Annotated in this window: 12 protein-coding genes; 6 read left to right on the forward strand and 6 right to left on the reverse strand. The window is 73.6% G+C overall.

What is annotated here, in order from left to right; translation table 11 throughout:
• The first annotated feature begins 116 nt into the window (after positions 1 to 116).
• Positions 117 to 632: a MarR family winged helix-turn-helix transcriptional regulator gene (locus AC2TEW_RS04245; RefSeq protein WP_484621915.1), complete on the forward strand. Its 516-nt coding sequence runs from the start codon at positions 117 to 119 to the stop codon at positions 630 to 632.
• Between the two features lie 69 nt (positions 633 to 701).
• Here the strand turns inward: AC2TEW_RS04245 and AC2TEW_RS04250 are convergent, their stop codons facing one another.
• The gene (locus AC2TEW_RS04250) at positions 702 to 1,952 is read right to left on the reverse strand and encodes an MFS transporter (protein ID WP_484621916.1); all 1,251 of its coding nucleotides are present in this window, start codon (positions 1,950 to 1,952) and stop codon (positions 702 to 704) included.
• A 173-nt stretch (positions 1,953 to 2,125) separates the two neighbouring features.
• Here AC2TEW_RS04250 and AC2TEW_RS04255 point away from each other — a divergent pair, with 173 nt between their 5' ends.
• Complete coding sequence (locus AC2TEW_RS04255) at positions 2,126 to 3,112, forward strand: LysR family transcriptional regulator (protein WP_484621917.1); 987 nt, start codon at positions 2,126 to 2,128, stop codon at positions 3,110 to 3,112.
• A gap of 118 nt (positions 3,113 to 3,230) precedes the next feature.
• On the opposite strand, the gene AC2TEW_RS04260 is transcribed toward AC2TEW_RS04255, so the two are convergent.
• Positions 3,231 to 5,828, reverse strand: coding sequence for a collagenase (locus AC2TEW_RS04260; RefSeq protein ID WP_484621918.1), 2,598 nt, complete (start codon positions 5,826 to 5,828; stop codon positions 3,231 to 3,233).
• A 226-nt stretch (positions 5,829 to 6,054) separates the two neighbouring features.
• Positions 6,055 to 7,023 carry a LysR family transcriptional regulator gene (locus AC2TEW_RS04265; RefSeq protein ID WP_484621919.1) on the reverse strand — a complete coding sequence of 323 codons (969 nt, stop codon included), beginning with the start codon at positions 7,021 to 7,023 and terminating at the stop codon, positions 6,055 to 6,057.
• Positions 7,024 to 7,845: 822 nt separating this feature from the next.
• On the opposite strand from AC2TEW_RS04265, the gene AC2TEW_RS04270 reads away from it, so the two are divergent.
• From AC2TEW_RS04270 to AC2TEW_RS04280, 3 genes are all read left to right on the forward strand, one after another.
• The gene (locus AC2TEW_RS04270; RefSeq protein WP_484621920.1) at positions 7,846 to 8,886 is read left to right on the forward strand and encodes an NAD(P)-dependent alcohol dehydrogenase; all 1,041 of its coding nucleotides are present in this window, start codon (positions 7,846 to 7,848) and stop codon (positions 8,884 to 8,886) included.
• A gap of 102 nt (positions 8,887 to 8,988) precedes the next feature.
• Positions 8,989 to 9,390, forward strand: coding sequence for a hypothetical protein (locus AC2TEW_RS04275; protein WP_484621921.1), 402 nt, complete (start codon positions 8,989 to 8,991; stop codon positions 9,388 to 9,390).
• Between the two features lie 207 nt (positions 9,391 to 9,597).
• On the forward strand, positions 9,598 to 10,338 hold the full coding sequence (locus tag AC2TEW_RS04280; RefSeq protein ID WP_484621922.1) for a class I SAM-dependent methyltransferase: 741 nt from the start codon (positions 9,598 to 9,600) through the stop codon (positions 10,336 to 10,338).
• 34 nt (positions 10,339 to 10,372) lie between these two features.
• On the opposite strand, the gene AC2TEW_RS04285 is transcribed toward AC2TEW_RS04280, so the two are convergent.
• Positions 10,373 to 10,837 (reverse strand): hypothetical protein, encoded by a 465-nt coding sequence (locus AC2TEW_RS04285; protein WP_484621923.1) that lies wholly within the window; start codon positions 10,835 to 10,837, stop codon positions 10,373 to 10,375.
• A 263-nt stretch (positions 10,838 to 11,100) separates the two neighbouring features.
• On the opposite strand from AC2TEW_RS04285, the gene AC2TEW_RS04290 reads away from it, so the two are divergent.
• Complete coding sequence (locus AC2TEW_RS04290) at positions 11,101 to 12,198, forward strand: vWA domain-containing protein (RefSeq protein ID WP_484621924.1); 1,098 nt, start codon at positions 11,101 to 11,103, stop codon at positions 12,196 to 12,198.
• Positions 12,199 to 12,208: 10 nt separating this feature from the next.
• Here the strand turns inward: AC2TEW_RS04290 and bla are convergent, their stop codons facing one another.
• On the reverse strand, positions 12,209 to 13,141 hold the full coding sequence (gene bla / locus AC2TEW_RS04295) for a class A beta-lactamase (RefSeq protein WP_484621925.1): 933 nt from the start codon (positions 13,139 to 13,141) through the stop codon (positions 12,209 to 12,211).
• 124 nt (positions 13,142 to 13,265) lie between these two features.
• Positions 13,266 to 14,303, reverse strand: coding sequence for a C40 family peptidase (locus AC2TEW_RS04300; RefSeq protein ID WP_484621926.1), 1,038 nt, complete (start codon positions 14,301 to 14,303; stop codon positions 13,266 to 13,268).
• Between the last annotated feature and the right edge of the window lie 106 nt (positions 14,304 to 14,409).

Here is a 14,409-nt window from a genome sequence, read left to right on the forward strand (position 1 = left end):
AGAGTCCGGTCCGGGCGGAGAATGGCTGGTGGGCGGCGGCTGAGCAGGTGAGATCCCAACGCCGACCAGGTATCGTTGCTCGGGCAGTATTCGCCGAGAACGGGAGTGATCAGGCCATGGCGGAATCCACAGCCGGTCCGGATGGCTGCTCCACGGCCCCCGGGAGCGGGGGCGTCGCGCTGCCCGCGGCCGCCGCCGGGGGGCCCATCAGCCACGCGATCTTCCGGGTGGCCCGCACCCACCGCATGATCGCCGGACAGCTGCTGCGCCGCGTCGGCCTCCACCCCGGCCAGGAGCTGGTGATGATGCAGCTCTGGGAACTCGGACCGCAGCGGCAGGTCGACCTCGTCCGCCTGCTGGACTCCGACGCCGCCACCATGACCCGCACCATCCGCCGCCTCGAACACGCCGGCTTCGTCCGGCGGTCCCCGTGCGCGGACGACCGGCGCGCCTCCCTGATCGAGGCCACCCCGGCCAGCCAGGCCCTGCGCACGGAGGTCGAGCAGCTCTGGCGCCAGCTCGAGGAGGCCACCGTCGGGGACAGCACCGACGAGGAACAGGCCGCCGTCCTACGGGCCCTGGAAGGCATCGAGGCGCGGCTCACCCGCACCGCCGCCGCGCTCGGCACCTGAGGGCACCCGGCACCCCGGCTCCCGGCCCGCGCCGGCCCGCCCCGGTCCGCCCGGCCCGCGGCCGCCCCGTCAGGCGCGGGCCGGCGCCGGTGCCGGATCCGGTTCGGGGAGCGGTGGCGAGGTACGGCGGGGAAGCAGCAGCGGGGTCGCCAGCAGCAGCACCCCGGCCAGGCCGATGGCCGTCCGCGGGCCGAGCAGGGCACCGAGCGCGCCCCAGACGGCCGTCAGGACCGCGGTCGAGGCCTTGGTCGTCACGGCCCAGGCGGAGAGCGCGCGGGTGACCCGGTCCGCCGGGGTGCGTCGGAGGCGGTAGGTGGCGTGGACGGGGTTGAAGACCGCACAGCAGAAGATGAGCCCGAACTCGACCCCGGCCACCAGCAGCAGCCCGGTGGCGCCCGGCCCGAGGAGGACCAGGCCGACAGGCCACAGCGCGCGCAGCGTCCCCGCCGCGACCAGGACCCGGAGCTGCCCGAAGCGGTCGGCCAGGGGACGGGCCAGCCGTGCGCCGAGCAGCCCGCCGACCGACGGCGCGGCGAAGGCGAGACCGTACTGCCACGGCGTGAACCCGAGCCGGCCGAGCATCAGCACGGCCAGCAGCGGCTCGGTGGCCATCACCAGACCGTTGAACAGTGCGGTGTTGACCAGCAGCGGGCGCAGCGCCGCGTCGCCGAGGACGAACCGCCAGCCCTCGAGCAGGTCCGCCGCCCGCGGGCGCCCGGACGTCCGGCGCACGGGCGGCGGTTCGGTGCCGCCCGTGGCGCGGATCCCCAGGGCGGAGAGCAGGTAGCTGGCCGCGTCGGCGGCCACGGTCGCCACCGGGCCGAGCAGACCGGTCGCCGCGCCGCCGAGCGGCGGACCGATGATCGTGGCGAGCCAGGAGGTGGACTCGAACCGGGCGTTGGCGACGAGCAGTTCGCCGGTCGGGAGCACCGTCTTGAGGTAGGCACCCGAGGCAGCCCGGAAGGTGATGTCGGCCGCTGCCACGACGACCGGGACCAGCAGGAGCTGGACGAAGGTGAGCATGCCGAGCGCGTACGCGGCGGGGATGGTCAGCAGCGCCGCCGCCCGGACCAGATCCATCGCGACCATCACCGGCCGCTTGCGGCGGAACTCCACCCACGGGCCGAGCGGCACCGCCACGGCCGCCCCCACCGCGGCCCCCGCGCAGGAGATCGCGGCGACCCCGGCCGGGCCGGCGTGCAGCACGCGGACGGCGATCAGCGGGAACGCGCCGAAGGCGAGCCAGGTACCGAGCTCGCTGCACGCGTACGCGCCCCGCAGCCACCCGAACCGCGGCCCCGGCCGCTGTCCGCCGCCCATCCCCGACACCCCCTCGCTGCTCGGCCGCACGAGCCCGGTCCACGGTCCGGTCCGCGGCCCGATCCGAGGTCCGGTCCAAGGCCTGGAGCATCAAAGCGAGCGGGGTCCGCCGTGGTCAAACAACCGCCGCACGGGCGTGCCACAACCACCGGTTGTACCCCTAGGCTGGCGGCATGGACCTCGACACCGTCCGGACCTTCGTGGCGGCCGCCGACGCGGGGCAGTTCCAGCAGGCGGCCGCCGAGCTGGCCGTCACCCAGCAGGCCGTCTCCAAACGCATCGCGGCCCTGGAGCGCGGGCTCGGCGTCCGGCTGTTCACCCGCACCCCGCGCGGCGCCGAACTCACCATCGACGGACAGGCGTTCCTGCCCCACGCCCGGGAGCTGCTGCGGGTCGCCGAGCGCGCGGTGGCATCCGTCCGCGGCGGCGGGCGTCCGCTGCGGGTCGACGTGATCGCCTCGCGCATCGCGTCGTCGGGCCTGCTGCGCGGCTTCCACCGGGCGCACCCCGAGGTGGACCTCGACGTGGTGATGCTGTTCGACGTGGGGACGGCCGTCGACGCGATCCGGTCCGGTGCGATCGACGCGTCCTTCCGCGCCGTCGCCGTGCCGGGCCGGCCGCTTCCCGAGGACGTCGAAGCCGTCCGGGTGCTGGACGAGCCGCTCGAACTGCTCGTCGGTCCCGCCCACGCGCTCGCCGGCGCCCGGTCGGTGACCGTCGCCGGGCTGGCCGGGCACCGGATCTGGATGCCCGGCATCGTGCCCGGTACCGAGTGGGCCGCCTACTACGACGACCTCGCCGCCGCGTTCGGCCTCACCATCGAGGCGACCGGCCCCAACTTCGGCTCCGACGCGCTCCTCGACACCATCGCCGACACCCCGGCGCTGGCCACCCTCGTCGGCGCGCGGACCCTGCCCAGGCTGCCGCCGGGAGACGCCCCCGCCGATGCCGGGCCCGCCGACCACGGCCACGGCCACGGCCTGCGGCGGATCCCGGTGACCGACCCGACCCCCGTCTACCCGCACTCGCTGCTCTGGCACCGGGACAACCCCCACCCGGCACTGGCCACCCTCCGCGCCCACCTCGCCGCCGCGCCGGGCGGCCACGGCGCCCCCGGGACCTGGGTGCCGGGCTGGGCGCTGCCGCGGGGAACGCACTGACCGGTGGCGGCCGGTCCGGTCCGTCGGCCGCGGGCGGCTGCGGGCGGCCGGGAACGGCCGACGGGCGGTCACGGGCGCCGGAGGGTGCCCGTGACCGCCCGGGTGGGCGGGGTCAGTGTCAGAAGTGGGTGCTGATGGTGACGCCGCTGAAGTCGGTGACGGCGTACAGGCTGAGGTAGCGGTAGCCCGCCGTCGGGTTGGTGACGGTGAGGGACTGGGTGGTGCCGGGCGCGGTCGAGGAGGCGGTGAAGGCCTTCGGCGAGGCCCAGGTGTCCGCGTTGTAGTACAGGGCCGCGGTGCCGGTGCCGCCGGAGGTCGTGACCTTCAGGGTGCTGGTGCCCGCGGGCAGGTAGATGTACAGGTAGTCGAGGTTTCCGGCGGTCGCGGCGCGGCCCGTCCGCGAGCAGTTCTGGCCCATCGCGTCGGCCCGCTGGTCGGTGCAGGTGGGCAGGGTGGCCGGGCCGCCGCTGGTCACGGTGACGGAGGTCGGGGTGGAGGCGCTGCGGCCGGTGTCGTCGGTGACGGTCAGCGCGACGGTGTAGGTGCCGGCGGCCGCGTAGGTGTGGGACGGGTTGCGCAGGTCGGAGGAGCTGCCGTCGCCGAAGGTCCAGTGCCAGGAGGTGATCCGGCCGGGCCCGGTCTGCACCGAGGTGTCGGACAGCGTGACGGTGCCGCCGCTCACCGACTGGTCGAACAGCGCGGTCGGGCCCGCGGCGAAGCAGGCGCCGGCGGCGCAGGCCGTCAGCCAGCTGTCGAAGTCGGCGTCGTAGCGGGTGCCGAGGGAGTTGTACACCGCGTAGCCGCCGGCGTAGTCACCGGTGCGGAAGTGGCCGAGCATGGCGTAGATGTCGGCGGGGTGCTTCTCGAACATGTACCGGACGGCGAGGTACCCCCACGGGTAGACCCGGGTCGAGTCCGAGTTGCCGTAGGTGTTCTGGAAGATGGTGCTGAGCTTGTAGGTGTGCTTGGCCGCCTCGGACATCGCCTGGGTGTCGGTCAGGCCCCGGTAGGCGTACGACTCGTACTCGGCGACGCCCTCGATCCACCAGATGTCGGGCACGGAGATCTCGGCCCCGAAGTTGCCCTTCATGTCGTAGATGCCGTCGAGGTAGTGGGTGTACTCGTGGTTGAGGTTCCACACGTTGGCGGGGAAGCTGTCGTTCCACGACTTCTGGTACATCACCGACACGGCCTGGTTGTTGGGGTCGGTCGGGTCCATCACGGTCTGGCCGCCGTTGTCGGTGGAGTTGCCGTAGATCGCCCAGGAGTAGGTCAGGTAGTCGGCCTGGTTGGCGAAGACCGCCAGCGTGATGGTCTTGTTGTACTGGTTCGGGACCGGGCCGCTGTCCTTGACGAGGCTGTGGAAGAACGAGTCCTCGCCGCGCAGGCTGGTGCAGACCGCGGCCAGGTCGGCGGGGGAGAGCGCCTCGGTGACGATGGTGCGGTTGTCGCAGACCAGCTGGTTCGGCAGCACGGCCGCGGTGAGCTTCGCGGTCAGGTCGCAGGTCTTGTAGTACGAGCACTGCCCGGGGTCGAAGGCGTTCGCCTGGTAGGCGGTGTGGACGTACAGCGGGCCGGTGCGGCCGAGGATCTGGCTGGCGTCGAGCACCTGCTTGACCAGCGGTTTGGCCGCGGCCTCGATGGTGGCGTTGTCGCCGGCCATCCGGGCCAGGTCGTTGCCCGCGTTGGTGTCCAGGAAGGCGTTCGGGCCGCCGAGCAGGTCCTGGTGGTCGAGCGCGAACCGCCCGAGCACGGTGGCGATGCCCGGGTCGGCGCTGACCGCAGCGACGAAGTCCGGGTTCCAGTTGGCCCGCCACAGCGGCGAGGAGAGCACCGCGTTGACCGCGTTGACCATCTTGGGGAAGGTGTTGTACGCGTTGTTGTACCCGCTCAGCACCTGCTGGTAGACGTTCAGGTACTTGGCCTGGAGGTTGGCGCTGTCGGTGAGGATCAGCACCTCCTTGAGCACCGTGCCGTTGGCGTCGCTGACGTCGCCCCGGTGGGCGCTCGCGAAGAAGGCGTCCAGCGCGGCCTTGGTGGCGTTGGTGAGGGTCGAGTCGTAGCTGCCGACCGAGCCGGCGTTGTAGGACTGGACGTAGTAGCCGGCCCGCAGGAAGAGCACCAACTGCAGGATCGAGGACGAGTTGTCACCGCTGTAGCCGGCCGCCAGGGTCTGGAAGGCGTTGGCCACGGTGAGCATCTTCGCCTGCTTGAAGATGTTGCCCGCATCGGTGCCGGTGACGTTGAACAGCGTGTTGACGCAGTCCGTGGTCGAGGACTTGAGGAAGGCGACCAGGTCGGCGCCGCTGCGGCTGCCGAAGTCGGCCGGGGTACAGCTCTGCGCGTCCGCGGCGGTCGCGCCACCCGGTGCGGCGAGCGCCGACCGCGCGGCGGGCTTCGCGGCCGGGGCGCTGTTCGCGGGCCTGGCCGGCCGGGGTGCGGTCTGGTAGGCCGTGCCCGCGGGCTGACCCATCACCACCTGGCCGAGCAGGGCGGGCGGCAGCGGGGCGGCGACCGGGGCGGGTGCGTCCGACGTGGTCGCCACCGTGGGGCCGAGCGGCTGCGGGACGGCGGCGGAGGCGGGGGAGGCGGCGGCCCGGGCGGGCGCGGCCGGGGCCGGGGCGGCGAACGCCGAGACCGGGAGCAGGGTCGCGGCGGTGGCGCAGCCGGCGACCACGCCGGCCACGAGGGTGGTGTGCGATATGCGAAGGCGCACTGCGGTCCTTGTCCTGTGGGGGAGTTCACCGGGCGTCAGGGGCGGAGCCAGGGGGTGACGCGGTGAGGGGTGACGCGGTGAATCCTGACACCGGGTCGGGGACAGAACAATGTCACAGGTCATATGACATCGACGGGGCCCGGCATAACACCTTTACGGGGCCATGGCGGAGGAGCCCGTTCCGGGGCCGGACCCCCGGGCGTGGTGAGGCGGAGGCCGGCCGGCCTCAGGGGCCGGTGGGCCCCGCCGGACGGTAGGTCCGGGCGGCCCAGGCGCGGAAGTGCGGCGAACCGGCGACCAGCCCCCGGTAGGCGCCGGTTGCCGCGCCGTACAGCGTCTCCACCACCCCGTCGCTGACCGCCGCCCGCCGCCAGACCAGCAGCTGCCGGAACCAGATCGGCGTACCCGCCAGCGGCTTGACCACCACCTCGACCAGCGGCCGGGTGGTCGCCTGGACCACCGAGATTCCCAGCCCGGCGGCGATCAGCTCCTGCAACTCCAACCGCCCGCCCAGGAATTCGTGCACCGTCAGCGGGGTGAACCCGGCCGCCGCACAGGCCCCCCGGAACACCTCGTGCCAGCCCGCCCCGTCGTCCGGCGTCAGGAACCAGGTCTCACCCGCCAGATCGGCCAACGCGATCTCGGTGTGGTGCCTGAGGCGGTGGCCGGCCGGCAGCGCCACGAAGGTCGGCTCCGTGACGATGCTCCGATGGGCGAGCGCGGGCGAGTGGCGCAGCTCCCGGCCGGGGTAGTCCACCGCCAACGCGGCCTCCGCACCGCCCTGTTCGAGCAGTTCGACGATGTCCGAGGACCGGTAGACGGTGCTCACCGTCAACCGGAGATCCGGCCGCTGCCGCCGGGCCCGGGAGAGCAGCCCCGGCAGCACGGGACTGAGCGTCGCGGCCAGCCGCAGCACCCGGGCGGCCTGCGCGGACTCCTCGGCCCCCCGGCGGCCCAGACCGTCGGCGCGGGCCAGCACGTCGCGCGCCGCCGCGAGCACCTCGACGCCGAAGCAGGTCGGGACCACCCCCGAGGCCGCCCGTTCGAACAGCGGAGCGCCCAGGTGCCGCTCGATCCGGCGCAGCTGGGTACTGGTCGCCGGCTGCGAGGCGCCGAGCGCCGCGGCCGCCCGGCCCACACTGCCGGTGTCCGCGATCGCGCACAGCACCCGCAGATGCCGAAGCTCCAACTCCACTGGCCCTCCTCGTGGTCCCCCTCGTCCGGCGGCCCGCCCGCCCCGCCGGTGGCGGGGCCGACGACGGCCGCCAGCCGGTGCCATGGCACGCGTGACATGGCAATCGTGCGGCTCACCTTCGCGGTGCGCCGCTGCCGCGTCAAGCCCGGTCGGGCGGGACGGCGGCACCGGCCGGACCGCGCTGCGGGCGGGCGCGGGGTCGGGCGGCCGGTGGCGGAGCGGGTTCGGCCCTGCGGTGGCCGTCCGGGCCGTCCGGGGCCGTCGTGAGGTGGTCGCGGGGTGGTGCCGGCGGGCACGCCGGTTGTCGCCGTGCAGGGGAGGGAGTGCCGGTCCGGCCCGGGACCGCGGGGCACCGACCGGCACGCCGTCGAGCGCCGAAGGCGGACCGCCCCGCGTTCCCGCAGGGTGGCCCTGGAGAGGTGCCCGTCACCCGTCGCTGCGCGAACGCTGCGACTGGCGCGCCGCGCCGGGCTCCCGCAGCGTGGTGGCGGACAGGTGTCCGCCGCCCCGGACCCCTCCGGTGCGGATCCGGGCGGATCCGGGCGGGGCGGCGCGAGCCGGCCCGCCATGCGGGCCGCCCGCTCGGACGCCCCGGCGCCCCGATGCTCGTGCAGCGGCGGACTGCTCCGCGAACGCCGCACCGACGGCGCGACCGGCCCGGAACGCGACGCGGCGTCCTCGTTCCGGGGAGAGCGACCTCCGCGGGGAGCAGTCGCCGAGGGGACGGTGCCACGGACAATGGAGGGGAGACCGCGCCCGGGGTGCCGGGCCGGGACCCGGGTGGACCGTACCGATCCGCAGCAGTGAAGGGCAGGGACCCCCATGGCCACCGTCGCCGCCTACGCCGCACCCGCCGCCAAGGCCCCGCTCGAGCGCACCACCGTCGAGCGGCGGACGGTCGGCGAGCACGACGTGCTGATCGACATCAAGTTCGTCGGCATCTGCCACTCCGACATCCACCAGGTCCGCGAGGGCTGGGGCGAGGCGATCTTCCCGATGGTGCCCGGACACGAGATCGCCGGCGTCGTCACCGCCACCGGCCCGGGCGTGACCAGGTACCGCACCGGCGACCGGGTCGGGGTCGGCTGCATGGTCGACTCCTGCCGCGTGTGCGAGAACTGCAGGGCCGGGCTGGAGCAGTACTGCGACCAGGTCCCGGTCTGGACCTACAACGCGGTCGGCAAGGACGGGCAGCCCACCTACGGCGGCTACGCGCAGAGCGTGGTCGTCGACGAGAACTACGTCGTCCGCATCCCCGACGCCCTCCCGCTGGACGCGGCCGCCCCCCTGCTGTGCGCGGGGATCACCACCTACTCGCCGCTGCGGCACTGGAACGCCGGGCCGGGCCGCCACGTCGCGGTGATCGGCTTCGGCGGACTCGGCCACGTCGCCGTGAAGATCGCGCACGCGCTCGGCGCCGAGGTCACCGTCCTCTCGCAGTCCCTGCGCAAACGCGACGACGGCCTGCGGCTGGGCGCCGACCACTACCACGCGACCGGCGACCCGGCGACCTTCGACCGGCTCGCGCGCAGCTTCGACCTGATCCTCAACACCGTCTCCGCGCCGCTCGACTTCGCCGCGTACCTGGCGCTGCTGCGCACCGACGGAGCCCTGGTCAACCTCGGCCTCCCCGAGGACCCGGTGCAGATCGACCTCGGGTCGCTGAACGGCCGGCGCCGCAGCCTGAGCAGCTCGGGCATCGGCGGCATCGCCGAGACCCAGGAGATGCTCGACTTCTGCGCCGGACACGGAGTGGCGGCCGAGATCGAACTGATCCGCGCCGAGGAGGTCAACGACGCCTACGAGCGGGTCCTCGCGAGCGACGTCCGCTACCGCTTCGTCATCGACACCGCCACCATCTGACCGGCCGCGCGGCCGGCCCGGGCCGCCACCCACGGCCGCCGCTCGGCGGGCGGGCACCCGCCCCCGGTCGCGTGCGTGAGGCGCCGGGCGTAGACCGGAGGGGTGGACGGACTCGGTGGTGCGGGCGGATCCGGCGCCGGCGGCGGACCGGAGCTGTGTGACCGGTGCGGCGCGGTGGTGCCGCTGCCCGAACTGGTGGTGCTGCGGGTGCCCGATTCCTCCGCGGTCGCCGGGGACATGCGGTTCGACGGCGAGCGCCTGCTGCGCGCCTGCGGCGAGGCCCATCTGGTCGAACTCGCCGCCCTCTACCAGCACCGCCCGTTCGTCACCGAGGAGCTGTGGTCCGGGCAGATCGTCCGGGCCGTGCGGCTGCTCGGCGAGCTGGACGACGAGGAGATGTACGAGCGGGTGGTCGCGATGACCGGCCTGAGCGAGGAGCAGCTGCGACGCGCGGCCGCCTGGCAGGAACGGCACGGCCGCCCGTCCGGGCCCGCCGGGCCGTGACCGCCCGGTCCGCCCGGTCCGCCCGGTCCGCCCGGTCCGCTCTGCCCGGTCCGCTCCGAGACGAACACGAAGACCGAACCACCGTCGGCCCCTGGTTGTTTGGGGAATCGGCCAGTACACCTGCCCGGCCGGCGGGCGGGAGACTTCCGGTCAGGCGCCGCGGCCCGATCCGGAGGCCCGGCGCCGCGACACAGGGGGAACAGGACGATGAGCGGTCAGCTCTACGACGAGATCGGCGAATCCTTCGAGGGCTTCAAGACCCTCCCACTGGCACGCTACGCCGAGGTGCCCGGCTTCCTCGCCCTCGTCGGCGACGTGCGGGGCAGGTCGATCCTCGACCTGGCCTCCGGAACCGGCTTCTACAGCAGGGAGTTCAAGCGCCGCGGGGCATCGCACGTGCTGGGCGTCGACATCTCCGGCGCCATGGTCGACGCGGCCCGGGCGCTCGAGGACCGCGACCCGCTCGGCGTGGCCTACGAGGTCGGCGATGTGGCCGAACTGCGCAGCTTCGAGCGCCCGTTCGACCTCGCGGTCGCGGTCCAGCTGTTCAACTACGCCCCGGACGTCGCCACCATCGAGCGGATGTGCCGCAACATCCACCGCAGCCTCGCGCCCGGGGCCGAGTTCTTCGCCTTCGCCCAGCACCCCGACTTCCGTTTCGGCGGACCGTCCCTGGCCAAGTACGGCTTCCTGTGCGAACCGCTCGGCGAGGAGACCGGGATCGGACCGCGGGTGCGGATCACCGCACTGCTCGACCCGCCGATCTCCTTCGTCGCCAACCCGCCCAGCCGCCAGGTCTACGAGAGCAGCCTGCGGGCGGCCGGCTTCGACGACCTCACCTGGGTACCCCTCGAGGTCTCCGCCGCGGGCGTGCGCGAGTACGGCCGGGAGTTCTGGGACGACTACGCCGCCAACCCGCCGCTGACGATGCTGCGCTGCCGCGCCTGACCCTCCGGCGCCCCGCCGGTTCCCCGGCCGACCGTCAGGAGGACCACGGTCCCGTCCGAGGATCACGGGAGGCCGCGCCGCGGACCTCTGCCGCACACGCCGGACATCCGGCGGCGCACGCCGCCGGAACGGCTGCGGCCCGTGCGGTGTACAGGACCTCGTCGCTGTCGGGGTCGGCCACCTCCCAGCCGAGCAGGTCGGCGATCCCCGCCGCCACGTCCCGGGCGGCCCGGTGGGCGGGGTCGCCGCCCGCCGAGGAGCAGATCAGCTCGACCATGGTGACCCGCCGCGGCACCCGGCCTTCGTGGGCGGCGTGATTCCCGGCAGCGTCGCACGCGGCCATGGTCAGGTGGAGCCAGTCGAAGCCGTCCTCGGCCCGGTAGAAGGGCGCGCCGGTCCTCCGCAGGCCCGGCACCGCGTCCAGGTGCTCCACCAGGGCGCAGGTCGCAGCGCTCCCGCTGTAGCGGCGGTCCGAACGGACGGTCAGGTACCTGTACATCCCCGTATCCTCGCACCCACCCCGACCGTGCTGAATTCGCGCGCCCGGTCCGGAGCCCGCAGCGGCCGGCCTTCGCCCGACAATCCGTCAGCGTTTCTCCGCGGTTACGCAATTCCGGTGCAATGGCGCTCGGCAGTCGGGAGAGTCCCTGGTCGGGGCCGGTTGTCAGTGCCTCCGCCTAGGGTTGGAACAACGCCGGAGAGAGCGCCGGAAACGGTGCCGGAAACGGTTCCGAAAATGGCACTGAAAAGAGGGGGACAGCCATGTCTGCGCAGAGGATCAGCCACAAGGTGAACCATGTTTCGCTCGTGGTCGACCGGTCCGGTTCGATGCGGCAGCACGAGGCGCAGCTCGTCCGGGTGGTGGACGAGTTCGTGAAGGGCCTTCAGGAGGAGTCCGACCGGCTCGGGCACGAGACCCGGATCAGCCTGTACGCCTTCGACCACGAGGTGCAGAACCTGGTCTGGGACATGGACGTCAAGCACCTGCCGTCGCTCCAGGGCCTCTACCGGGTCGACAACGGCGCGACGGCGCTGATCGAGGCGGCCGTGAAGTCCGTCGACGACCTGAAGAACATCTGGGAGGGGTACGGGGAGCACTCCTTCCTCCAGGTCGTCGTCACCGATGGCGAGGAGAACGCGTCCGGCTGCTCGGAGACCGGGAAGATGCACGTCAGGATGGCCGGCAGCCGGGGCGCCGCCGTGCTGCGCACCTGGATGGACCGCATCCGGCGCGCCATGGACGACCTCCCCGACCACTGGACCTCGGCGATCCTGGTCCCGAACTCGCTGGCCAAGCGGACCGCCCAGGAGTACGGCTTCCCCGCGGGCAACATCGCGATCTGGGACGCGGACTCCAGCGAGGGCGTCGAGGAGGCCATCGGCACCGTGAAGACGGCGGCCACCGGCTTCCTGCGCGGCCGCGAGAAGGGCGTGCGCGGCACCAGGAACCTGTTCGCCATGGGCCGGGACCTCAGCACCGCCGACGTCAGCGCGAACCTCGACGCCCTGGACACCGCCACGGACCAGCTGGTCCCGGTCGACCGGCCGCTGCCGATCCGGGACTTCGTCACCGGTGCCGGTCACACGTACCGGACCGGCTGCGCCTTCTACGAGCTGTCCAAGCGCGAGAAGATCCAGGGCAGCAAGCAGCTCGCCGTCGCGGAGAAGGACCCGGCGACCGGCCGGATGACCGGCCGGGTGTTCTCCGGTCCGGCGGCGCGCCGGCTGCTCGGCCTGCCGGCGGCGGAGACCACGGTCAAGCCGGGCGACAACCCGGCCTTCACGGTGTTCGTCCAGTCCACCTCCGTCAACCGGAAGCTGGTGCCGGGCACCGAGCTGCTCGTCCTCCTGCAGCCGTGACCGCGGGCCGTCAGCCCAGGGCCGGTACCAGCAGCGCGGTGGCGCGGGCGATCAGGGGTTCGTCGGCGGGGGCGTGCGGGTCGGCCTTGGTGGAGAGCACGGACAGGACCACCGGAGCGCCGTCGGCGGTCCAGGCGACGCCGACGTCGTTGGTGGTTCCGTAGTCGCCGGTGCCGGTCTTGTCCGCGAGGGCCCACGGCTGCGGCAGCCCGGCGCGCAGGCGGGCGGCGCCGGTGGTGTTGGCGAGCATCCAGTCGGTGAGCCGGCGGCGGTCCCGGTAGTTCAGCGCGCCGCCGAGGACGAGCGCCGTGAGCGTGCCGGCGATGGCGGCCGGGGTGGTGGTGTCGGTGACGCGCCCCGGCTCGGCGGAGTTCAGCGCGGGCTCCCAGCGGTCCAGGCGGGTCACGCCGTCGCCGACGGACCGGCAGAAGCGGCCGACGGCCGCCGGTCCGCCGAGCTCGCGGAGCAGGAGGTTGTCGGCGGCGTTGTCACTGTAGTCGAGAGCTGCGGCGCAGAGCTCGGCGACCGTCAGTCCGGATGCCAGGTGCTCGGGGGTGCCGGTGATCGGCGCGTACCCCGCTGCGGAGACGTCCTCGGCGGTGTACCGGATGCGGCGGGCGAGGAACTCGCCGTGGTGGTCCAGGTCGCGCAGGACGGCGGCGGCCGTCACGATCTTGTGCACGGAACAGATCGGGAACAGCTCGTCCGCGCGGTATCGCACCTGCGCGCCGGTGACCGTGTTCCGGGCGAACACGCCCAGCCTGGCGGAGTGTTCGCGTTCGAGGCCGGCCAGCGCGCGGCTCACGTCGGGCGCTGGCGGGCGCCGCGGCGTCGCGGTCGCGGCGTACGCCGGCCCGCCCGCCGACACCGCCGCGGCCGCGACCGTGCCGGCGCCCATCCCCAGTACCGCCCGGCGGCTCAGCCGCCCCTTGTCGGTCGTCATTCCGTGGTCCTCCCTGTCCGAAGCAATCCGTCCTTCGGGAAGAGGGACGCATCCGACCTTCCTACAGTTCGCCCCACTTGAGCAGCATGTGCGCCGTGTGCGGGTTCCGGCTCCCGGCGGGGGCTCACACCCGGCGGATGGTGGAGATCTGGATGGCGTCGACCTTCATCGTCCTGACCACGTCCCCGGCGCGCGGTGCGTGGACCACCAGGCCGTTGCCGATGTACATACCGACGTGGCTGCGGTCGCCGTGGTAGATCACCAGGTCGCCGGGCTGGGCGTTGTGCCAGTCGGTGCCGACGCCGGTGCCGACGGTCGCCTGCTCCTGCGAGGTACGCGGCAGCGAGACGCCCGCCTTCGCGTACGCGAAGACCATCAGGCCGGAGCAGTCGAAGGTGTCCGGCCCGGTCGCCGCCCACTTGTACGGGTCGCCCTGCTGGTCGAGGGCGGCCCGCACCGCGGTCGCGGCGTAGCCGCCGGCCGGCGGCAGGGTGGACGGGTCGACGCGCGCGGAGCTGCGGGAGGCGGAGCCGTCGGTGCCGCGGAGGATCGCGGTGCGGTCCGCGGCGCTGAGGCTGCCGAGCAGCCGCTGCGCCTCCTGGAGCTTGTGCTGCACCTCGTCCTTGGCGCCGTTCAGCGTCTGCGTGGAGGCGTCCAGTTCGGCGAGGACCGCGGCGGCCTCCTGCTTCTGCTGGTCCAGCCGGCGCTGCTGGTCCTTGAGCGCCTTGAGGGTGTCCGCCTGGGTGCTGACGGCCTGTTCGAAGCCGGACGCCCGGGCCAGGTACTCGTCCGGGTCGGCGGACAGCATCAGCTGCATCGAGGGGTCGACGCCGCCCTGACGGTACTCGTCGGCGGCGACCGCCGACAGGCCCGCGGCCAGTTCGGTCAACTGGGCCTGACCGCGGGCCACCTGGTCCTGCAGCTGGTCGGCCTGCTTGCGCAGCTGGTCGGCCCGCTCCTTGGCGCCGTTGTACCGCTCGGACGCCTGCTCCTGTTCCTCGAGGAGCCTGTCCACCTGGGCCTTCACCTCGTCCTTGCCCGGCTGGGCGGGCGCCGCGTGTGCGCCGACCTGGGCGGTCAGGGCGACCGCGGTCGCGGCGGCGCCGGTGAGCACGGAGACCCTCGCGCGGCTGGGCTGCTTGGAACGGCGGTGTGCGGCCAAGGATCCGGCTCCTTCTCCCGTCGGACTCACCGTGAGGTGTGATCGTCCTGACATAGGTTTGATGATGGACCGTAATCAAGATCCTGCCCCACGTCCACTCCGGTCC

It is taken from the genome of Kitasatospora sp. NEAU-CNBT7, from assembly GCF_057220535.1.